Source organism: Rhodococcus tibetensis (assembly GCF_024438035.1).
GTDB lineage: Bacteria > Actinomycetota > Actinomycetes > Mycobacteriales > Mycobacteriaceae > Rhodococcus_F > Rhodococcus_F tibetensis.
In genome coordinates this window covers 63,989-83,917 of record NZ_JANFQF010000012.1, presented here as the reverse complement: position 1 = coordinate 83,917, position 19,929 = coordinate 63,989, and the positions used below count along the sequence as shown (strand labels likewise).

Sequence of the window (19,929 nt, the reverse complement as noted above, 5' to 3'; positions counted from 1 at the left end):
CACCGCGCACGAAATAGGCTTGACGCAAAGGTATCTGTGGCGCTCCGCCAGGGAAGCGATCCCGGTGCAGCGTGCCCTCGTGGTCGAGGTGGAGCAGGACGGTGTCACCGGATTCGGTGAGGCTTCCGCGTTCATGACCGCCCACTACAACTCCGGTGTGGACCAGCTCCACGCGGATCTGCGCCGGATCGCCCCGCTGCTGGCCGACCTCGGCCCCGGCGACCCGTTCGCCGTGTGGCGGAGGCTCTGCGCGGCGCTGCCCGGTTCGCCGTTCGTCCTCGCCGCCCTCGATACCGCGGTGCACGACCTGCGGGCACGACTGCTCGGCGTGCCGCTGTGGCAGGCCCTCGCTCTCGAGTATCCGCAGGGGTTGCGCTCGAGCTTCAGCATCGGGCTCGACGAAACCGAGGTGATGGTCCACAAACTGCGCGAGCGGCCCGGATGGGCGGCGTACAAGATCAAGCTTGCCGATCCAGGCGATCTCACCGTGCTCGAGGAACTTCGCCGACACACGACGGCGCCGTTCTACGTGGACGGCAACTGTGGCTGGACGCTGTCCCGGCTCCTCCCGGTCCTGCCCGCATTGCAGGAACTCGGAGTGCAGTTGATCGAGCAGCCGTTCCCGCGATCGGCGTGGTGGGAGACACGAACCCTGAAGCAGCACAGCCCGATCCCAGTGATCGCCGACGAGAGCATCACCTCCATGCCGGACTTCGCCGCCTGCGCCGAGGCGTTCGACGGCATCAACGTCAAACCGATGAAAGCCGGTGGCATCACCCCGTCCCTCGAGTTGTTGCGCCGGGCCCGGGAGCAGGGTCTGATCACCATGCTCGGCTGCATGCCCGAGTCGGTGGCCGGGGTGTCGGCCACGGCCCACCTCGGCGGACTGGCCGACTACCTGGACGTCGACGCCGTCGACCTGCTGGCAGTGAACACCGGCTTCGGAGTCTCGCTCGACGGCTCAGGTCGCGTCAGTCTCCCGGATCGGCCCGGATCCGGCTACCTGCCCGACCCCGCCGCCCGCGGCTGGCGCGTTCGGCCGGTGAGCGCCGGCGACGTGCGACCGATCCGCCACCAGGTGCTGCGGCCCGGGCAACCCATCGCGACCTGCGCCTATCCCGAGGACAATTCCGACGGCGCCCGGCACTTCGCCGCACTTGACGACGGACGCTTGGTCGGCGTGGCCTCGCTGTACGACGAGGATCCCGACTACGCCGTGCCGGGACTGGCCGCGGGCCGCGGTCGGCGCCTGCGCGGCATGGCCACCGTCGAGGAGGTCCGCGGCACCGGCGCGGGCACCGCGCTCTTGCGGACCGTGCGCACCAACGCGGTGCTGTCCGGCGCCGACGCGCTGTGGTGCAACGCGCGCACCAGCGCCGCGGGCTTCTACCTCGCACAAGGTTTCCACATTCTCGGCCCCGAGTACGACATCCCTGGGATCGGACCCCACGTCTTCATGTATTGGAGTGCTTCATGATCAACCACACTCGGTGGCCGGAACAGGAGGCGCGCGCCCTCGCTTCGAAGGCGTTCATCGAGGCGGGTGTGCCGGAGGCTGAGGCCGAGCAGGTCGCCGACGCCCTGGTCGATACGTCCCTGCGCGGCATTGACACTCACGGCCTGCGGCTGCTTCCGCAGTACCTCGACGAGCTCGCGACCGGCGTCGCGAATGCAACGGCATCGCCGACCGTGGTCCAGGACCGCGGGGCCGGTCTGCTGCTGGATGCGGACGGCGCACTCGGCGTACTCGCCGGATTGGCCGCCGCCCGGCTGGCCGCCGAGCGAGCCCGGGAGTTCGGCGTCGCGGCGGTGGGCGTGCGCAATTCCAACCATTTCGGTGCGGCGTCGGTCTACACCCGGCACCTGGCCCGGCACGGGCTGGTCGGCATCGCGGTGACCTCAGCCGCCTCACGGGTGGCGCCGTTCGGTGGGGTGCAGCCGCTGTTCGGCACCGATCCGATCAGCGTGGCCGCCGGAGTGGGAGACGACGAGTTCGCCCTCGACATGGCCACCAGCCAGGTGTGCTTCGGTGAGGTGAAACAGCGCCGGGCCGAGGGGCGCCCGCTGAACAGCGGCTGGGCGACCGACGTCCACGGCCGTCCTACCGAGATACCCGACGAGGCGTACGCCCTGTCACCGCTCGGCGGGTACAAGGGGCAGGGTCTGGCGATGGCGGTCACCCTCCTCGGGGCCGTGTTGACCGGGTCGCCGCCCGACTGGCGGCTCGAGCAGGTCGGCGACGGAACCCCCGGCCGCAGCCGCGGCGTCGGCCACTTCGTCCTGGCACTGGACCCGAATGCCTTCAGCGGGCGGGCGGATTTCACCGCCGGACTGGCCGACCTTCTGGGCACCGTCCGGGCGGCTACGCCCGCTACGGACGCGCCCGTGGTGGCTCCGGGCGACCCGCAGCGCGCCCACGAACGAGAACGGTGTGTGCGGGGCATTCCGCTGGACGCGCGAACGGCCGATGTGCTGGCCACGCTGGCGGCGAATGTCGCTGCCGACACGGGGAAGGAAATGGTCCGATGATCCTCGTGCTGATCAGCCCACGGGGCGCGGGGCTGCCCTTCGCTGCGTGGCTTCCCGAGGAGCGCGGACGGCTGGTGGCAGTCTGCGCCGCGGGAGCGGAGCCGGCCGAGGGATTCGCCGAGATCGTTCCGGTCGCCGACTACAGCGACGACGACGCGGTGCTGCATGCCGCTCGCGGTCTTGCGCGGCGGCACCGCCCGACCGCGGTCTTCGCCTTGGCCGAGGTGGACGTCGAGCGGGCCGCCGTGTTGCGCGGCGACCTCGGTCTGCCCGGGCTGGACACCGGCGTTGCGGCCGCCTACCGCGACAAGATCCTGATGAAGGAATTAGCCTGCGCGGCAGGACTTCTCGTGCCGGCCTTCGCGCCGGTGCGCACCCCGTCCGACATCACCGAGTTCATGGCGAGCCACCCGGGACGCGTGGTGGTCAAGCCGCGCAGTGGTTCCGGTTCGTCCGGGGTGTACGTCATCGATTCGCCCGCACAGGCCGCCGGCCTCGCCGACGGCCTCGCGGCGACACCGTACGAGGTCGAGCAGTTCGTCGACGGCGCGGTGCACCATGTGGACGCTTTCCGGGTGGCCGGGCAACCGGTGGCGGCGATCGCCTCCCGCTACACCGGCCAAGGCTGCCTCGAACACTGGACCGACGCCCCATTCGGCTCACGGTCGGTCGATACCGCCGACCCGATTCATGCACGACTGGTCGAGGAGACCTGGAAACTCGTCGATGCACTCGCCTCACCGTCCACGATCTGCGTGCACGCCGAGTTCTTCGTCACCGGCAGTGGCGACATCGTCCTGTGCGAGGTGGCCGCCCGGATCGGTGGTGGCCCGATACCGGTCATGCTGCGCCATGTCCTGGGAATCGACCCGCGCCACCTGTGGGCTCGAGTGGAATGCGGCCTTCCCACTGATCTGGACGCGGTACGTCAGCGTGTGGCAACGGCACCACACGCCGCGTTCTACGGCGTGCCGCCCCGGCAGGGCAGGGTGCGGCGACTCCCCGAGGCGCCGCCGGGCGTACACGACTTCACGGTGAACACCCACGTCGGGGACCGATGGAGCCGCACCCGATACAGCGGACGCAAATCGGCAGATTTCCTCGCCTTCTGGGTGATGACCGACTCGGACTTCACCGCTCTCGGGCACCGGCTCGTCGCCACCGCCAACCGGGTTACCTCCGGATTTGCCTGGGACACTTCCGAAACGGAGGACGCAGCATGACCAGCAGTTCCACCCTCACCGGCGGCCTCACCGCCCACCTCCTGCCCTCCGGTACCCGCCCGAACGCCCCGGACTTCGCAGGCCTCGCCGAGCCGGACATCATCTGGGAGGACGCGCGGTGGTGCAGGTTCCTCGAACGCACCGACCTGCACGAGGTGCGCTACCTCGAGGTCCGGGAGGACGGGCAGACCGTTGCCCTGGCTCCGCTGCTGTTCACGGCAAAGCCCGGCGGCTTGCTCTTCTACGACCCGCCCAGGCTGGTGGGAACCGCGGGCGCACTGGCCGAACCGGAGCTGCTCGACGAGACCGTTCAGCAACGCTGGGCCGAGCTCACCGCAGCGCTCCCCGGCGCGCGAGGGTACCAGTATCCGTCGCTCGCGCTCGCGACCTTCGGGAACCACCACGGCGTGGCGCACGCTCCCGGCCGCAGGCGCGACGAGCGCCTCGCGCTCATGGCCGCGTTGCCCGAGCTGCTCCAGCAGGCCGGGGACGAACTCGGCTGCCGCAGTGTCGCAATGCTCTACGTCGGCGAGCCCGAAGCCGAGGCGGTGGACCACAGCGCCACCCGTGCCGGATACACGGCAACACTGCTGGGCGCCGAAGGCGTACAGGACCTGATCGGTGACAGCTGGGAAGAGTACGTGGCGGGCCTGAGTAAGCGCCGGCGGGTGCGGCTCCGCAAGGAGGTCGCGGACTACGAACGGGCGGGGATGCGCACGGAGGTCCGGTGCGGGCCGGAGGCACTCGACGACGAAGTGGTCGCCCTCCAGGTCGCGCACCGGGCCAAGTACGGACTGCCCGGCGGCGACGACCGGGTCCGCCGCGACTTCGACGCCGTCCGTGAGGAATTGGGTGATGCGTGTGTGGTACTCCGCGCCGAACGCGAGGGCCGGCTGGTGGGTTTCGTGCTCTACCTGCGCGCCCGTGACACGCTGTTCGCGCGCACCGCAGGGTTCGCCGCAGATGCTCGCGGCTGCTACCTGACGCTGACGTACCACGAGACGGCGAGGTGGGCGGTCGAGCACGGCATCCGTCACGTCCACTACGGCATGGCCGCCTACGAGGCCAAATATGCCCGAGGGTGCCGACTACGGCCCCGCTGGGGCTGGTTCGCCTTCCGCGGCGCGGGCTCCGACATCTATCGCGAGACCCTCGCGTTGCAATCACAGAGCATCGAACGCCGGCTCGAACTGGTCGGTGCGCCCGCGGCGCCGGTCGCGTCCCGACACCTCACTGCCCCTACCGAACCGAAAGTGGAACGATGAAACTTACCCCGACCAGCACTGTATGGATGGACGGCGAGTTCGTCGCGTGGGACGAGGCCCAGGTTCATGTGCTGACGCCGAGCCTGCACTACGGATGGGGTGTCTACGAAGGCATCCGGGCTTATGACACGGTGAGCGGTCCGGCGGTGTTCCGGCTGCGCGATCACCTGCAACGGCTCCACGACTCGGCCCGGGTGTATCTGATGGACCCGGGATGGTCGGTGGATGATCTCACCGAGGCTTGCCTCGAGTTGCTGCGGCGCACCGGCTTGGAATCCGGATATCTGCGCCCGATCGTCTACCTCGGCTACGGCTCGATGGGCGTCGCTCCGGCGTTGGACAGCACCCGGGTTGCGATCGCGGCCTGGCCTTGGGGCTCCTACCTCGGTGAGTCCGCGGACCAGGAGGGTTGTCGCCTGATGGTCAGCAGCTGGCAGCGTAACGGCATCCACGCGGTTCCGCCGCTCGCCAAAGCGACTGGTGCCTATGTTAATTCGGCGCTGGCCAAGGTCGGCGCGGTGCGCGCCGGCTATGACGACGCCCTGATGCTCACCTCCACCGGTCACGTAGCCGAGGCGTCCGCGGCGAACATCTTCGCGGTCCGCGACGATGTGCTGATCACCCCGCCGATCAGCGACAACATTCTGCCCGGGCTCACGCGGGACACCGTGATCACACTCGCTCGGGATCAGGGGCTCACGGTGAAGGAGCAGAGCCTGACCCGCAGCGAACTCTACGTCGCCGACGAAGCGTTCCTCACCGGCACTGCGGCCGAAATCGTCCCGGTGGCTTCGGTCGACGACCGCCCGCTGGCTGCAGGTGGCTGCGGTCCGATCACCAAGCAGCTGCGCGACGTCTTCCACGACGTGGTCCGCGGACGCGTGCCCACGTACCAACACTGGCTGGAAATCGCATGAGCACGCATTCCCTCGTCTCGACCGCCCCCGATCAGGTCACCGACGTGTGGGCCGCTGGCGGCGTCGGGATCCTGGAAGACATCGTCGCCGGACTCGCCAGCGGGGCAGATCAATTCGACGACAGCCCATTCGCCGTCGCTCGACGGGAGGAGACCGCCGACCGGGTGGTGACCGTGCTGGGTGCGCGGGCGTGGCACGCCCTCCCGGAGGCCTCCCACGGTCGGGCGCGCCGAGCCGCCCGGCGCGCCGTCGCCTACTCGCTCGCAGCCGACGCCGCTCTCGCAGGTGGGCACGCCACCGCGAGGAGCGATTGCTGGACGCTCACCGTTCACGCTCTGGAACTGCTCACGGTGGCCGCGCACTTCGACGCCGTGACCGACCGGACCCGCGAGCTACTCGGATCGCCTCCCGAAGGACGGTTGCTCGCCGCTTGGCAGATGGTGAACGACGGCCTCGCGGTCCTGGGCACCACACGCCACGAATGGGTCGGGGCAGATCCCGCGATTGTCGCTGCGGCAGGAGGGGTGCTGGTGGACCGGTTGAGCCGGGTGCTGATCGCGGCGGCTCTGGTCGCGCAGGCTGCCACTGCCACTTTGCCCTCCCCGACAACCGAACTGCTCGTCAATGCGGCACGCCGGTATGCCTGGAACCATGTGCGCGGTCCTGCGCCCGAGGCGGCCACCCCCACCCACGTGCACCGTTCGGCCGATCTCGTCCGCGCGTTCGCGACCCGAGGAATACTCCCGTGAACCGGGGCCTACGGCGGCTGGGTGGTGTGCTGCTCCCCAGTAGTCCTGCTGGCCGCACGCTGGCCATCGGGGCCGGGATCGACTCGCTGGGTACCGGCATGTTCTTCGCGTCGTTCGCCCTGTACTTCATCGGCGTGGTCGGCCTCAGTGCGAACCAGATAGCCCTTGCGACCACGATGGCGGGTGCGCTCGCCCTGCTCGGACCGGTGCCCCTGGGCCGGCTGGCCGACCGGGTGGGGCCGGGACGGTTCTACGTCGTCCTGTTGGTGGTGCGCGGCCTCGGCTACGGCTGCTTTGCGCTCGTCTCCGACTTCACCGCCTACCTGCTCCTCACCGTGCTGCTCACCGCGGCCGATCGGTCGAGCAGTCCGATTCAGCAGGCCGTCGTTACGGCCGTGATCGGCGGCCGCGACCGCACTCGGACGATGGCCACGATCCGCGCCATCCGGAATGTGGGACTGACCGTCGGGTTCCTCCTGGCGGGCATCGTCTTCGCGACGGGCGCGCCGGCGGCCTTCACAGCGCTGTTCGTGGGAAACGGGATCTCCTTCCTCGTCGTCGCGGTGGCCGTGCGACTCGTCCTGCGCAGGACGGGAACGGTGGTGGAGCGCAGACCTTCTCGCGCCGACGAGGATCCGGCCGCGGCCGCGGTGCGCTCACCACTGCGCGACCGGTGGTTCATGGTGTTCACCGTCGGGAACGGCGTGCTGGCGCTGTACGACACCGTGTTGATCGTTCTGCTCCCGATCTGGATCCTCCAGTACACCGCGGTGCCACTCGCCTGGGTGCCGGTGTTGATGGCGGTCAACACGGTGCTGACCGTGGTGCTGCAGGTCTATGTGGCCCGATTCGCCCACGGCGCGGCCGCGGCTACTCGACTCCTGGTGTCGACCGGAGCCTTGATGGCGGTCTGCTGTGGGTTGCTCGCCCTGGGGCACCTGGCCGCGACCCCTGCCGCGGTGGTCGCTGCTCTACTCGCTGTGGTGGCGCTGTCAATTGCCGAGAACATCCACTCGGTGGCGGCGTGGGAGTTGTCGGCCGAATTGTCACCGCAGCCCGCCGTCGCCCGCTACCTCGGCGCGTTCAGCCTCGGAATGACCGGCCAGAAGGTGATCGGCCCCACGCTGCTGGTGGTCGTCCTGTTGCCGACCGGGCTGATCGCCTGGCCCGTCCTGGCCGGAACCTTCGGCGCGGCTGCGCTGGTCTCGCGGACGGCAGTGCGTCGCTGCCAGGCCGAGCGCGCACACGCACAGAAGCTCCCGGCCGAGCAGCAACCCTCCCCGCTCGAGAACTCGAGGTGAAGACATGACCGAACACGTTCTTGTCGTCGGCAGCGGGCGCGACCTTCCTGGACAGCTCCGCAGCGCCCTGCCCGGCACGCAGACCTCCGTCATCTGCCGGCTGGAATTCGTTGCCAAGCTCCGGCAACTGACCGAGCACGCCCGGGTGATCGCCGTGCGGCACGACGCCCCGGACGAGGAATGGATAGCAATGGCCACGGCGGCGCACGCCCGGCATCCGTTCACCCGCATCGCGACGTTCGGTGAACGCGATCAGGACCGCTGCGCCGCGATCGGCGAGGCGCTAGGCCTGTCCACCCACTCGCGGCGCACTGTCGCGTTGATCCACGACAAAAACGCCATGCGCGCGCAGCTTCGAGACTCGGGCATCGACTCCACGGCCTCCGCCGTCGTCGTCGACGTGGACGCGCTGCGCACCTTCGTGGCACAACACGGTCTTCCCTGCGTGGTGAAACCGGTCTGCGGCGCGGGCAGCGCCGGGGTGGCCGTGATTTGGGAGGAGAGCGCGCTCGCTGCGGCGTTCGAGCGCGCGGGAGGCAGCTTCGACGGCCTCACGAACAGCGGCGTGCTGGTAGAACAATTTCACGAGGGCCCGCAATTCAGCGTGGAGGCCTTTTCGGAGAGCGGGGAACACCAGGTGGTCGCCATCACCCGCAAGTTCTCCGACCCGGCCACCTTTGTCGAACTCGGCCATATGGCACCCGCCGAACTCTCGGCGGCCGAGGAAGAAGAGGTGCATGCGTATGTGGAGCGGCTGCTCGACGCCCTCGGAGTCGAATTCGGGGCGACGCACACCGAGATCGTTCTCGGGTCGCAGGGTCCGAAGGTGATCGAGACCCACGTGCGTATGGGAGGCGACGAGATTCCTGCTCTGGCCTTCGACGCCACCGGCGTCGACCTCGGAGCTTGTGTCGTGCGGCAGACCGTGGGGGAGAAGGTTCTCCCGGGAATTCGGGCTGTTCTCGCCGAGGAGCGGCCGGCTCGCTGTTCCGCGATCTGGTTCGCGGCCGCCCCGGTTGCGGGAGTGCTCACGGAGGTCGGCGGCCTCGACGACGCCCGGAACGTCGACGGTGTGACCGAGGTGCAGTTGCTGGTCCGACCGGGCAGCAGGGTCGACGTCCTGGAGTCGTCGGACTCGCGGTTGGCCTACGCACGGGCTCTCGGAGACACGGCGGAGCAGGCGCTCGTCGCCGCTCGCGAAGCGATGGGCTGCCTCGAGTTCCAGGTGCGGGTGGCGGCAGCGGACGTGGTGTCGGTGTGACGTGAGGTCGGACCTCCGGCTCCGGTGGCGGGAGTGTGCGGTCCCCGCCGAAGTGGGCGGCTTGCGACTGGAAACCGATCGGTTTATGGTGTGCGGGTAAACCGATCGGTTTCGTTTGGAGTCAGGGAGTCCATGATGACGTCAACTCAGCAGGTGGCCCTCGTAACGGGTGCGTCATCCGGTATCGGGAAAGAAACGGCACTCGCGATGGTCAAGGCGGGTTTCACAGTTGTCGGTACGAGCCGCGACACCTCGCGTATCACCCCGCTCGACGATGTGACGTTCTTCGACCTGGACGTGGCCGACGACGCCTCGGTCAGCGCCTTGGTCGAGCAGGTGATCGCGCGGTTCGGGCGGATCGACGTCCTGGTCAACAACGCTGGCATCGGTTTGATGGGCGCGGCCGAAGAAAACTCCGTTACGCAGGCTCAAGGCGTCTTCGATATCAATGTCTTCGGCGTGATGCGTATGACGAAAGCGGTGTTGCCGCACATGCGAGCGCTGGGAACTGGGCGCATCATCAACCTCTCGTCGGTCTACGGGCTGATCCCGGGCCCGTACCTGGCCGCCTACGTCGCGTCGAAGCATGCCGTCGAGGGCTACTCCGAGTCCGTGGACCACGAGGTGCGCGAACACGGCGTGCGGGTCCTGCTGGTCGAGCCCGGTGGCACGAACACCGGGTTCGAGGCGAACAGTACGCGGCCCGATTCGCCGCTGCCGGCCTATGAGAAGCAGCGCCGGATCGCCGACCAGGTGCTCGCGACGGCGGTCGACGATGGCGACACTCCCGCCACCGTCGCCCGAGCGATCGTGGCGGCGGCAACGGATTCGAAGCCGAAACAGCGGTATACCAGCGGCCCGCTGGCCTCGCGTGTCAGCATGTTGCGCCGCTTCGCCCCAGTCCGAATTTTCGACGGCCAGATGCGCAAGTACCACCGATTGACCAACTGACGCCTGCTCGACACCACTGCAACTCGCGACCACTGCAACTCGCGCTTTCGGGGGCAACTGATGCGAATACTCATCGTCGGCGCCGGCGCGGTCGGCGGATATTTCGGCGCACAACTCGCCGCCGCTGGCCGCGAGGTCGGCCTTCTCGCCCGCGACCGCCGGGTGTCTCAGCTTCGAGCGCAGGGATTGACTGTCGTGCGGCCGGCAGGTCCCACGACTACGCAAAGTACACGCGCTCACCGCTGCCGAGCTCACCGACCCTTATGATCTCGTGGTGGTGGCCGTGAAGGCAGGTGCCCTACATTCGGCTATTGACAACGTCGCGCCCGCCGTGGCCGAGCACACACGAATCCTTCCGCTACTCAACGGCATTCGTCACATCCAAACCCTTCGCGACCGGTTCGGGCAGCGGGCAGTACTCGGGGGCGTCGGCATCGTGTCCACTCAGGTGGATGTGGAGGGACGAATTGTCGTGCTCGCGCCTGCTGCGCATATTTCGTATGGCGAAATCGACGGCAGCCACACCCCGATCCTCGACCGGATTGCCGGGGAATTCTCGGCAGCCGGAATCGATCACACCATTTCATCGACGATCGAGCAGGAGATGTGGGAGAAGTGGTTCTTCATGGCCGCCGGCGGTGCCGCGACCGTGCTGCTCGGCGGGCCCGTCGGTCGGATCGTTGCCGAAGACGGCGGCTCAGCGACCATCACCGACATCGTCGACGAAACTGCTGCCATCCTCGAACGGTCCGGCCACCCGGTCCGGCCAGAAGCGATGTCCCTCGTGACCACCATGCTCACCGCTGCCGGCTCACCGTTCACGACCTCCCTGTACCGAGACTTCGTGGCCGGAAGGGGCACCGAGGTCGAGACGGTTCTCGGCGATCTCCTCACGATCGCAACTCGGCACCAGGCTCGAAGTCCGCTCCTACGCGCCGCAGCGGTCAGACTCCGGGTACATGCCACGACCAACGCTTAGGCGGAGAGCAGCGAGCTACTTGGAGGCGGCCAGCTCTTCTGCGATTTCGATGTCGATTTCCTGCTCGGTCATTTCTCCGAACAGGTGATTGGTGAACATTCTCGACTCGATCCCGTGGTGGTGGTCCGGTCGCTGGAGGCTCCAGCAGCGGCTCTACAAGATGTATCGCCGCAGGGTGCGCTGGTGTTTCACCCCAGCTCCGGGTTCTGTGAAGGTGGTCTGCCTGTTTGGCGGTGTACGCCGGTCCCGCTTACTCACGCATTCCGTCGGCAAGCTCCAGGACGCGCCCGACGTATCGGCTCATGAACGTGTTGAACGCCAGTTGCGACAGTTCGGGGCACCCGGCCTTGCGGAAGAAGTGCTCCAAACCGACGAGTTCGGTGCCGATACAGACTCGTTGGTCATCGAGGTCGGCGAGCCGGCGTACGAGGTGCTCGAGTTCGTCGGCCTTGCTCATCACTTCGTCCATCGGACTTCACCTCGTACTCGATGCGATGGTGGTTTCTCGGTAAGGCTGGCGCGTCGGATGGGGGTCTTTCCGCGTCGCCTTTCCGAGTCTACCAGCTATTCGAACGTGTGTGCGAACAGCTTCCCTGCACGCGCGAACGAGCGATCGGCGCTGCGGCGTCGCGTGGTGGTCAGTTGTGGGCCGCGGCGCTCGAGCGGCTATTGCACCGCACGGTTCCCGTGATCTTGCTGCACTTGCCTTCGCGACCGAGCAGCGTTCGGCTCAGCAGTACCAAGCCCCAGGGCCCGATCACCCAGACGGGCCAGAAGTAGATCATCACGCCGGTGGCGAGCGAGATGATGCCCCAGATCGCGATGTTGAGGCTTCCGGCGGCGAGCCAGGCAAGCCATTCGATCTGCTGGTGTCCCGGGATGTGCCGACGTGCCGGTGTCGTCCGGCTCGGTGCAGGTGTCGGGGTCGGGGCGGGAAGGTCGCGCAGTACCTGACGCGCCTGCGCCTGGGTGACCGACCGATACGCCTGCGCCACCCGTTGGTCGAACTCGCCGATGGTGAGTCGCCCGGCGGTGAGATGCCGGCCGAGTTCGTCGACGACCTGCTCGCGTTCGGAATCGGATATTCGGATGTTGTCCGCGTACTCCATCGGACCCTCCTTGGCGGTGACATTCCACTGTGGAATGTCGCTGCTTCTATGGTCGATATGACACAGTGGAATGTCAACCCCCGATTACGAAGGACGATGCCATGGCCGAACGCCCTCTCAATGCCACCGCTGCGTCGCTTCTCGGGTTCCTGCACGAGGGATCGAAGACCGGGTGGGACCTGGTGGTGACCGCCCAGGAACGCATCGGCAAGTTCTGGTCGATCACGACCAGCCAGGTGTATCGGGAGCTTGCTGCGATGGAGCGCGCCGGGTTGATCGAGGCCGTGGAGCGCGGCACCCGCGAGCGCAAGCCCTACACCCTGACCGAGGAGGGTCGGCGGGCGTTCGCGGACTGGATCGAACGCGACCCCGCCGCGGAGAACATCCGCTATCCATTGCTGCTTACCGTCGCGTTCGGCGCGCATCTTCCGCCCGAGCGGTTGGCCGCGATGCTGAACTCGCACCGCACCGCGCATGAGCATCAGCTCGCCGAGTACGAGCGTGAGGCCGAAGTTCACAGCTCCGACCAATATGCCTTGGCGACACTGGACTTCGGGATCGTGTACGAGCGTGCCGTCCTGGAATGGTTCGATCGCGTCGGCAAGCGGCTGGCGCGCAGCAAGCGGAGCCGCTGACGGATCATCTCGTGCGTCGGCATCTGCAACGAGGGAGGCGTCCTCCTCGCGCCTCGGAGGTCTTCCACCGTGAGATCGGCGAACGCCGTCAGTACTCCGCCGGCCGGCGGCGTGGCGAGCTCACCCGCAGTGGGTGAGGTGTCGGCAGGCTACGCCCGGGCACGCTGAGGTCGGGCAGTGCTGTGCACTCCGGGCCCAGCGGAGGACCGGGAGCGTTCCGACGACACGGAAGAGGTAGTGAGTAGTCATGGTGGAGCGGCGTGAGGTTTTACCCATTCCAGACCGGCAGCACCTCGGACTGATCACCTACGACGCGAAGGACCCGGACACCGCCTTCCCCCCGATCGAACCCCTGCTACCCCCACAGAACGCCCCGAACGTTCTGGTGATCCTGCTGGACGACGTGGGTTTCGGGGCAGCCAGTGCCTTCGGCGGCCCGGTGCACACCCCGACCGCGGAGCGACTGCAACGCGACGGCCTCACCTACAACCGCTTCCACACCACCGCCCTCTGCGCACCGACCCGAGCCGCGCTGCTCAGCGGCCGCAACCACCACTCGGTGGGGATGGGCATGATCACCGAAACCGCGACCTCGGCGCCGGGCTCCTCCGGGCTGCGGCCGAACACCAAGGCCGCACTGCCGATGACCCTGAAACTCAACGGTTACTCGACCGCTCAGTTCGGGAAGTGCCACGAGGTGCCGCCGTGGCAGACGTCCCCGATCGGTCCGTTCGACGCGTGGCCCACCGGCGGCGGTGGCTTCGAGCACTTCTACGGGTTCATCGGCGGCGAGAACAACCAGTACTTTCCGGCGCTGTACGAGGGCGTGGCGCCGGTCGAGGTGGACAAGACACCCGAGGACGGCTACCACCTCACCGAGGATCTCGCCGACCACGCGATCGATTGGATCCGCAGCCAGAAGTCCCTCGCGCCGAACAAACCGTTTTTCGTGTACTTCGCTCCCGGGGCCACGCACGCCCCGCACCACGTGCCCTCGGAGTGGGCGGACAAGTACGCCGGCCGGTTCGCCGGCGGGTGGGACGCGCAACGCGAGTCGACTCTCGAGCAGCAGAAGCGGCGTGGCGTCGTCCCCGCCGACACCGAACTCACGGCGCGCCCGGAGGCTATCCCCGGGTGGGAGGAGATGGACGACGCACTCAAACCGGTGCTGGAACGCCAGATGGAGGTGTACGCGGGATTCCTCGAGCACACCGACTTTCACGTCGGCCGCGTGATCGACGCGATCGAAACGATAGGCGCCCTCGACAACACTCTCGTCTACTACATCATCGGCGACAACGGTGCCTCCGCCGAGGGAACCATCAACGGCGCATTCAACGAGATGGCGAACTTCAACGGTCTCGCCGCCATCGAGACCCCGGAGTTCATGGCCGAGGTGAAGGACAAACTCGGCACCCCGGAGGCCTACAACCACTACTCGGTGGGCTGGGCGTGGGCGATGTGTGCGCCGTTCCAATGGACCAAGCAGGTCGCTTCGCACTGGGGTGGCACCCGCAACGGCACCATCGTCCACTGGCCCGCCGGGATCCGCAGCAAAGGTGAAGTTCGGTCGCAATTCACCCATGTGGTCGACGTGGCAGCGACGGTGCTCGAGGCGGCCGGACTGCCCGAGCCCACGTTCGTCAACGGGGTGCAGCAGGCCCCGCTCGAGGGCCCGAGCATGCTGTACAGCTTCGATCAGCCGGAGGCGCCGGAACGGCACGACCTGCAGTACTTCGAAATGGCCGGTAACCGCGGCATCTACTACAAGGGCTGGAGCGCGGTCACCCGGCACAGCACCCCGTGGTTGCCGAACGAGGTGCTGCCCGCTCTCGATGACGACGTGTGGGAACTCTACGACGGGTCGACCGACTGGTCGCAGGCCCATAACCTCGTCGCCGAGATGCCCGACAAACTCGCTGCACTGCAACGGCTCTGGTTGATCGAGGCGGTGAAGTTCAACGTTCTTCCCATCGACGACCGCCGCTTCGAACGGCTGAACCCGACCATCGCCGGCCGACCGCAACTCGTGACGGGAACCTCGCAGGTGTTGTTCCCGGGGATGAAGCGGCTCAGTGAACACAGCGTGATCGACATCAAGAACCGGTCGTTTTCGGTAACCGCGGCGATCGAGACGCCGAAGGACGGGCCCACCAACGGTGTCATCATCGCCCAGGGTGGTCGCTTCGGAGGCTGGGCCTTCTACGTCAGGGAGGGACGAGTGACATTCGTCTACAACCTGCTCGGCATGAGCGAATTCGTCGTTGGGGCAACGGAAGACCTCGACACCGGCAGTCACCAGGTCCGCGCCGAGTTCGCGTACGACGGAGGCGGTCTGGCGAAGGGTGGGACCGTCACCCTCTACATCGACGGCCGCAGCGTCGGCAGTGGCCGGGTCGACCAGACCCAGCCGATGGTCTTCTCGGCAGACGAGACCACCGACATCGGCAACGACTTCGGTATGTCGGTGAGCACCGACTACACCGGCGCCGCCAAGTTCAACGGGCGTATCGAGGTCGTGAAGATCGACGTCGGCGAAGACGACCACTCCCACCTCATCGACCCCGCCGAAGTCGTCCGGGTCGCGACCTCCCGCCAGTAATCGGTCCGACATGACGTGGGCGCTACCCGCGATCGCTACGATTCTGCTCGCCTACGCGGCGATCTCCGGCCGGACTGCAGGCACGCCGATCACGGCCCCGATCGTCTTCACCGTCGGCGGTCTGCTCCTCGGTGCAAGCACGGTGGGGCTGATCGACGTGCATCCCGCCGCCGAGACGGTGAAACTTCTCGCGGAGGTGACGCTCGCGCTGGTGCTCTTCTCCGACGCCTCCCGGGTCGACCTGTCAGCCCTTCGTGCCGAAATCGCACTGCCCGCCCGTCTGCTCGGCATCGGCCTGCCACTGACCATCGCGGCCGGTTTCGGTGCCGCACTTCTCTTGCTCGGTGATCTGGCGTGGCCCGAGGCGCTCCTGCTCGCGGTGATCCTCGCGCCGACCGACGCTGCTCTCGGCCAGGCCGTGGTCACCCTGCCGATCCTGCCGTCCCGAATACGGCAGGGTTTGAACGTCGAGAGCGGGCTCAACGACGGAATCTGCGTGCCGCTGTTCTTGATCGTGCTGGCGATCGCGCAGGCCGAGTCGGGGGCGATCCGCGGCGGCGCCGCGGCCCGGTTGGTCGCCGAGCAGATCGGTTACGGCATCGTCGCGGGAATCGGTGCCGGGGCGATCGCGGCGGCAATCCTGGTCATAGCCGGTCGCCACCGCACGATCGACCCGTTGTGGGCGCAGACCGTCCCCTTGACGGCGGCCTTACTCGCCTACACCGTCGCCGTGCCCTTGGGTGGTTCCGGCTTCATCGCTGCGTTCGTCGGCGGACTGACCTTCGGCGCCATCCGCCACCGAGCCGAGGTCAACCACGGCGATGGCGAGAGCAGTGACGGTGCCGATCTTCTCGACGAGGCCGGTGACCTGTTCAACGCGATCACCTTCATCGTCTTCGGCGCCGTGCTGCTCGGACCCGCTCTCGGCCATCTGTCGTGGGCCGTGCTCGGCTACGCGGTCGTGAGCCTGACTGTCGTACGGATGGTTCCCGTCACGCTGTCGCTGGTCGGGACGCACCCGCGCGCCCCCACCGTCGCGTTCCTCGGATGGTTCGGGCCGCGCGGACTCGCGACCATCGTCTTCGTCATCCTCATCTTCGAAGAATCCGGCGAGCTGCCTCACGAGGAATTACTGCTGACCACCGCCATCGTCACCATCGGACTTTCGGTGCTCGCCCACGGACTCACGGCCGCGCCACTGGCCGATCGCTATGCCGCGTGGTTCCGTCGCCACCCCCGAGGGGAGGGCCTCATGGCACCAGATCCCGGTCGATGACATCGGTGAACGCTCGTGTGGTTCTCGCTGCCGGCGGCATTTCGAGACGCTGCGACCTGCGACCTGCGGTGGCCGCACCGACTGATCACCCACCGCCGAGGCCGACCACGGCGATCATCAGGGGCAGGAAGACGATGATCAGGATCGCGCCGACGATGTCGAAGGTTATTCCGCTTCGGATCATCGTGGTGATCCGGACGGCTCCGGAGCCGTAGACCACGGCGTTCTGCGGCGTCGAGACAGGCAGCATGAAGCCGAACGATGCGGCGAACGTGGCTGCGAGCGCAGGCACGAAGGGGTTGACCCCGGCGGCCAACGCCACCGGGATCACGATCGGCACCACGACCGCCGCCGACGCGGTGTTGCTCGTCGTCTCTGATACTGCGATGGCCAGCAGCACGGCGAACACGGTGATGGCGACGACGCTCGCAAGGCCCAGCGAGTCTGCGACGGAGGTGCCGATCGTCTCGGCGAGTCCGGTGTCGGCGAGCAGTGCGCCGAAGATGATGCCGCTGCCGAACAGAACGATCGTGCCCCAGTCGATCTCTGCTGCGTCCCGCCAGGTCAGGGTGAACTCCCGATTCTCCCAATCGGTCGGCAGAAGGTAGAGCAACGCCGCCCCGAAGACCGCGACCATGCCCTCGTCGAGTCGGTCGCTGATCGTGCCGTAGAGGTCCGAGTCGTTGCCGGCGATCACCGCGACGACACCGGGCAGGATCCACAGCGTGACCGTGACTCCGAACGCGATGAGCGTGTTCTTCTCCGCACGCGACAGCGGACCCATTTCCGCACGCTGCTCCGCCAGGTAGTCGGCGACGCCTTCGATGCGCCGGATCTCCGGTTTGTTGATGCGCAGCAGGATGATGGCGAGCGCGATGAACATCAGCAGGCAGATCGGGATGGCCATCACCATCCACTGCCCGAAGCTGATCCGCTCCCCGGTGGCCTCCTCGATGAGCCCGCGTCCGATCAGGTTGGGTGGGCTTCCGACCGGTGTCAGCAGGCCGCCCACGCTGGCGCTGTACGCGAGCATCAGCATGATCGCGGCACCCACCCGGACGCGTAACGGGTCGAAGTCCTCGGCGACGACGCCGCGGCGCTGCATGAGCTTCGCGATGACGCCGAGGATCCCCAGGGCGGTGGGCAGCAGCATGGCCACGGTCGCGGTGTTGGATACGAACGCCGAGAGTCCGCACGTGATCGCACCGAACGCGACGATCACACCGGTGGTGGACTGGCCGACACGCGGCAGGGTCAGTATCCGAAACGCGAACCGCCTTGCGACGCCGTGCTTGAGCATCGCCTGGGCAAGGATGAACGCTCCGATGAACGTGAAGATCGTCGACGACCCGAACGCGGCGAGCGCCTCGTCGGCCGGCGCCACACCCAGAAACACCACGATCGCCACTCCGAGCAGCCCGCCGATCGGGATCGGCACCGCCTCGGTCACCCACAACACGATGACGCCGAGCAGCACGCCTGCCAACGTCTGCTGGTTGGGCGGTATGTCGATCGGCAGGGCGAGGAACGCGATCGTGATCAGCGGCGCCAGAAAGAGCCCGATCGTGCGGCGTCCCTTCTCGAACCGCTCCTCGGCGGGTGAGAGCCGCTGTTCGCCGAGGCTGCGATAGGTGGTGTGCCCGAGCAGCGCCTTGTCGACGTCGGTGCGGTCGCCCTGGTTCTCGGCTGTCATGGTCCCTCCCGGCACGGATCGGTACGGAAGTAGTACCCATGAATGAGCGTGATAGTCGTGTCACGACCTGTCTCTCGGCGCGACCGGCTTGCGATCAGTGTCGGACCCGACCCGTCCTGGAAGGACGAGTCCGGTCAGCTGGCGGGGTCGTACTGGAACGCGCGCACCTCCTGCGTGCACCGGCAGGCAACCGCGAACTTCGTAGCCCATTCCAGTGCCGCCTTGCGGGACGGCAACTCCAGTACCGTGTAGCCACCTTCGAGCTGCTTCGTCTGCGGGTACGTGCCCTCGGTGACCGTGCCATCCCCATCCACCAGCACGGGTGGAACGCTCTCGTCGATTCCACCGCCGAACACCCAGACACCGGCATCCTTCGCCTCCTCCACCACCGCGTGCGCCGCATCCGACACTGCCTGCAGGTCCTCGGCGGGAACGTCCATGGCACCACTCGGGAACGAGATCAGGTACTTCGTCATCGCGTCGGCTCCTTCATTTGCACCGCAGGGATCGAACGACACCCTAGGTCGCCGATTTGCTTTTGGGGGACGATCAGCACGGGAACCGGAGCACGACGCAGGATCTTCGAGGAAGCCGAGCCGAGAAACTCGTGGGCGCAGGTCCGGCTGCTCCCGAACCCAGCGACAGCATGCCGCCGGCCTCCCAGGGGACTGCCTCCACTGCCTCGTGCCAGTCGTGGCCGCTCCCGACCACGACGTCCACGTCCGGAACCGGGATTCGGGTGCGAACGACGCTGAGCTGCTTGATGATCTCGTCGCGCGTCCTGCGTGCCCACTGTTGGACGACGAAGTCCTCCGTCGACCGCTCGATCGCCACCGAATATCGTCATCGGCCGCACGGCCGCGATCTCATGGAGTTCCGCTACCAGCAGATCGTTACCGGCGAGGCGACAGAAGCGGAATTCGAACCAGTACTGGTCTTTCTCGACGGATGGGCGCGCGTAAGAAGCGCGCCGGCACCTTCGAGTCCGCGTCGGGGTCGTCCAGATACCATGCGCGATAGCAGGATCGGACTTGGTGATATTGCTCAGCCCAGCGTCTTCGCTTTGAGAGTGTCGTACTCGGCCTGGTTGATGGTGCCCGCGTCGAGGAGTGCTTTCGCGTCGGCGATCTGCTCGGCAGCCGACTTGCCGGCCACCTCCCTGATGTAACGGTCAGTTGCCTGCCTCGCCGAGTTGTGTGCCTCCAGTTGCCTTTCCGCGATCCCACGCCCGCGGGCGATGAGATACACGAACGCGGTGATGTACGGCAGCACGATCAGAAAAATGATCCAGAGTGTTTTGGTGAACCCGGACATAGCGCGATCGCGGAACAGGTCACCGAGGATCTGGAACAGGATCATCAGGTAGGCGACGAACGCGAACACGACCAGCGTGTACCACAGCAGGTCCCAGAATGAATCCATCATGAGTTAGCTCCTTC

19 protein-coding genes and 1 pseudogene are annotated in these 19,929 nt (G+C 67.2%); 14 read left to right on the top strand and 6 right to left on the bottom strand.

The window, feature by feature from the left end; translation table 11 throughout:
• Nucleotides 1-19 precede the first annotated feature (19 nt).
• The 11 genes and pseudogenes from NOF53_RS15890 (at nt 20) to NOF53_RS27930 (ending at nt 11,175) form a co-directional block, all read left to right on the top strand.
• On the top strand, nt 20-1,477 hold the full coding sequence (locus tag NOF53_RS15890; RefSeq protein WP_255970368.1) for a GNAT family N-acetyltransferase: 1,458 nt from the start codon (nt 20-22) through the stop codon (nt 1,475-1,477).
• Complete coding sequence (locus NOF53_RS15885) at nt 1,474-2,529, top strand: Ldh family oxidoreductase (protein WP_255970365.1); 1,056 nt, start codon at nt 1,474-1,476, stop codon at nt 2,527-2,529. Before NOF53_RS15890 ends, NOF53_RS15885 begins: the two co-directional genes overlap by 4 nt.
• Nucleotides 2,526-3,752, top strand: a complete 1,227-nt coding sequence (locus NOF53_RS15880; RefSeq protein ID WP_255970362.1) for an ATP-grasp domain-containing protein — start codon at nt 2,526-2,528, stop codon at nt 3,750-3,752. The genes NOF53_RS15885 and NOF53_RS15880 overlap by 4 nt, the downstream gene beginning before the upstream one ends.
• The gene (locus NOF53_RS15875) at nt 3,749-5,017 is read left to right on the top strand and encodes a GNAT family N-acetyltransferase (RefSeq protein WP_255970359.1); all 1,269 of its coding nucleotides are present in this window, start codon (nt 3,749-3,751) and stop codon (nt 5,015-5,017) included. The genes NOF53_RS15880 and NOF53_RS15875 overlap by 4 nt, the downstream gene beginning before the upstream one ends.
• The gene (locus tag NOF53_RS15870; RefSeq protein ID WP_255970356.1) at nt 5,014-5,934 is read left to right on the top strand and encodes a branched-chain amino acid transaminase; all 921 of its coding nucleotides are present in this window, start codon (nt 5,014-5,016) and stop codon (nt 5,932-5,934) included. Before NOF53_RS15875 ends, NOF53_RS15870 begins: the two co-directional genes overlap by 4 nt.
• Nucleotides 5,931-6,683, top strand: coding sequence for a hypothetical protein (locus NOF53_RS15865; RefSeq protein WP_255970353.1), 753 nt, complete (start codon nt 5,931-5,933; stop codon nt 6,681-6,683). The genes NOF53_RS15870 and NOF53_RS15865 overlap by 4 nt, the downstream gene beginning before the upstream one ends.
• Complete coding sequence (locus NOF53_RS15860; protein WP_255970350.1) at nt 6,680-7,984, top strand: MFS transporter; 1,305 nt, start codon at nt 6,680-6,682, stop codon at nt 7,982-7,984. The genes NOF53_RS15865 and NOF53_RS15860 overlap by 4 nt, the downstream gene beginning before the upstream one ends.
• A 4-nt stretch (nt 7,985-7,988) precedes the next feature.
• A complete protein-coding gene (locus NOF53_RS15855) occupies nt 7,989-9,245 on the top strand; it encodes an ATP-grasp domain-containing protein (RefSeq protein ID WP_255970347.1) in 1,257 nt (418 codons plus the stop codon).
• A gap of 135 nt (nt 9,246-9,380) precedes the next feature.
• Nucleotides 9,381-10,196, top strand: a complete 816-nt coding sequence (locus NOF53_RS15850; protein WP_255970345.1) for an oxidoreductase — start codon at nt 9,381-9,383, stop codon at nt 10,194-10,196.
• Between the two features lie 60 nt (nt 10,197-10,256).
• A pseudogene (locus NOF53_RS27935) lies at nt 10,257-10,650 on the top strand (ketopantoate reductase family protein); the annotation flags it as partial.
• A gap of 150 nt (nt 10,651-10,800) precedes the next feature.
• Nucleotides 10,801-11,175 (top strand): ketopantoate reductase family protein, encoded by a 375-nt coding sequence (locus tag NOF53_RS27930; RefSeq protein WP_374212620.1) that lies wholly within the window; start codon nt 10,801-10,803, stop codon nt 11,173-11,175.
• Between the two features lie 250 nt (nt 11,176-11,425).
• Here the strand turns inward: NOF53_RS27930 and NOF53_RS15840 are convergent, their stop codons facing one another.
• Together NOF53_RS15840 and NOF53_RS15835 are read right to left on the bottom strand one after the other, a co-directional pair.
• Complete coding sequence (locus tag NOF53_RS15840; protein ID WP_255970342.1) at nt 11,426-11,644, bottom strand: hypothetical protein; 219 nt, start codon at nt 11,642-11,644, stop codon at nt 11,426-11,428.
• Between the two features lie 169 nt (nt 11,645-11,813).
• Entirely contained in the window at nt 11,814-12,284 is a 471-nt protein-coding gene (locus tag NOF53_RS15835) for a DUF1707 SHOCT-like domain-containing protein (RefSeq protein WP_255970339.1), read from the bottom strand.
• A 101-nt stretch (nt 12,285-12,385) separates the two neighbouring features.
• Between NOF53_RS15835 and NOF53_RS15830 the strand changes: the two genes are divergently transcribed.
• From NOF53_RS15830 to NOF53_RS15820, 3 genes are all read left to right on the top strand, one after another.
• Complete coding sequence (locus NOF53_RS15830; RefSeq protein ID WP_255970336.1) at nt 12,386-12,919, top strand: PadR family transcriptional regulator; 534 nt, start codon at nt 12,386-12,388, stop codon at nt 12,917-12,919.
• A gap of 247 nt (nt 12,920-13,166) precedes the next feature.
• Nucleotides 13,167-15,521 (top strand): arylsulfatase, encoded by a 2,355-nt coding sequence (locus tag NOF53_RS15825; RefSeq protein WP_255970333.1) that lies wholly within the window; start codon nt 13,167-13,169, stop codon nt 15,519-15,521.
• Nucleotides 15,522-15,531: 10 nt separating this feature from the next.
• The gene (locus NOF53_RS15820) at nt 15,532-16,797 is read left to right on the top strand and encodes a cation:proton antiporter (RefSeq protein ID WP_255970330.1); all 1,266 of its coding nucleotides are present in this window, start codon (nt 15,532-15,534) and stop codon (nt 16,795-16,797) included.
• A gap of 85 nt (nt 16,798-16,882) precedes the next feature.
• Here the strand turns inward: NOF53_RS15820 and NOF53_RS15815 are convergent, their stop codons facing one another.
• From NOF53_RS15815 to NOF53_RS15800, 4 genes are all read right to left on the bottom strand, one after another.
• Nucleotides 16,883-18,490 carry an SLC13 family permease gene (locus NOF53_RS15815; protein ID WP_255970327.1) on the bottom strand — a complete coding sequence of 536 codons (1,608 nt, stop codon included), beginning with the start codon at nt 18,488-18,490 and terminating at the stop codon, nt 16,883-16,885.
• A 134-nt stretch (nt 18,491-18,624) separates the two neighbouring features.
• Nucleotides 18,625-18,966: a YciI family protein gene (locus NOF53_RS15810; protein ID WP_255970324.1), complete on the bottom strand. Its 342-nt coding sequence runs from the start codon at nt 18,964-18,966 to the stop codon at nt 18,625-18,627.
• Nucleotides 18,967-19,039: 73 nt separating this feature from the next.
• Nucleotides 19,040-19,324, bottom strand: coding sequence for a hypothetical protein (locus NOF53_RS15805; RefSeq protein ID WP_255970321.1), 285 nt, complete (start codon nt 19,322-19,324; stop codon nt 19,040-19,042).
• Nucleotides 19,325-19,534: 210 nt separating this feature from the next.
• Nucleotides 19,535-19,915, bottom strand: coding sequence for a PLDc N-terminal domain-containing protein (locus tag NOF53_RS15800; protein WP_255970318.1), 381 nt, complete (start codon nt 19,913-19,915; stop codon nt 19,535-19,537).
• Nucleotides 19,916-19,929: the final 14 nt, after the last annotated feature.

Excerpts from the sequence above, each read along its gene's own strand:
- NOF53_RS15855 (WP_255970347.1), top strand. The coding sequence starts at position 7,989 with ATGACCGAACACGTTCTTGTCGTCGGCAGCGGGCGCGACCTTCCTGGA.
- NOF53_RS15885 (WP_255970365.1), top strand. The coding sequence starts at position 1,474 with ATGATCAACCACACTCGGTGGCCGGAACAGGAGGCGCGCGCCCTCGCT.
- NOF53_RS15840 (WP_255970342.1), bottom strand. The coding sequence starts at position 11,644 with ATGGACGAAGTGATGAGCAAGGCCGACGAACTCGAGCACCTCGTACGC.
- NOF53_RS15850 (WP_255970345.1), top strand. The coding sequence starts at position 9,381 with ATGACGTCAACTCAGCAGGTGGCCCTCGTAACGGGTGCGTCATCCGGT.
- NOF53_RS15810 (WP_255970324.1), bottom strand. The coding sequence starts at position 18,966 with ATGACGAAGTACCTGATCTCGTTCCCGAGTGGTGCCATGGACGTTCCC.
- NOF53_RS15815 (WP_255970327.1), bottom strand. The coding sequence starts at position 18,490 with ATGACAGCCGAGAACCAGGGCGACCGCACCGACGTCGACAAGGCGCTG.
- NOF53_RS15830 (WP_255970336.1), top strand. The coding sequence starts at position 12,386 with ATGGCCGAACGCCCTCTCAATGCCACCGCTGCGTCGCTTCTCGGGTTC.
- NOF53_RS15835 (WP_255970339.1), bottom strand. The coding sequence starts at position 12,284 with ATGGAGTACGCGGACAACATCCGAATATCCGATTCCGAACGCGAGCAG.
- NOF53_RS15865 (WP_255970353.1), top strand. The coding sequence starts at position 5,931 with ATGAGCACGCATTCCCTCGTCTCGACCGCCCCCGATCAGGTCACCGAC.
- NOF53_RS15870 (WP_255970356.1), top strand. The coding sequence starts at position 5,014 with ATGAAACTTACCCCGACCAGCACTGTATGGATGGACGGCGAGTTCGTC.
- NOF53_RS15825 (WP_255970333.1), top strand. The coding sequence starts at position 13,167 with ATGGTGGAGCGGCGTGAGGTTTTACCCATTCCAGACCGGCAGCACCTC.
- NOF53_RS15875 (WP_255970359.1), top strand. The coding sequence starts at position 3,749 with ATGACCAGCAGTTCCACCCTCACCGGCGGCCTCACCGCCCACCTCCTG.
- NOF53_RS15880 (WP_255970362.1), top strand. The coding sequence starts at position 2,526 with ATGATCCTCGTGCTGATCAGCCCACGGGGCGCGGGGCTGCCCTTCGCT.
- NOF53_RS27930 (WP_374212620.1), top strand. The coding sequence starts at position 10,801 with ATGTGGGAGAAGTGGTTCTTCATGGCCGCCGGCGGTGCCGCGACCGTG.
- NOF53_RS15800 (WP_255970318.1), bottom strand. The coding sequence starts at position 19,915 with ATGATGGATTCATTCTGGGACCTGCTGTGGTACACGCTGGTCGTGTTC.
- NOF53_RS15820 (WP_255970330.1), top strand. The coding sequence starts at position 15,532 with ATGACGTGGGCGCTACCCGCGATCGCTACGATTCTGCTCGCCTACGCG.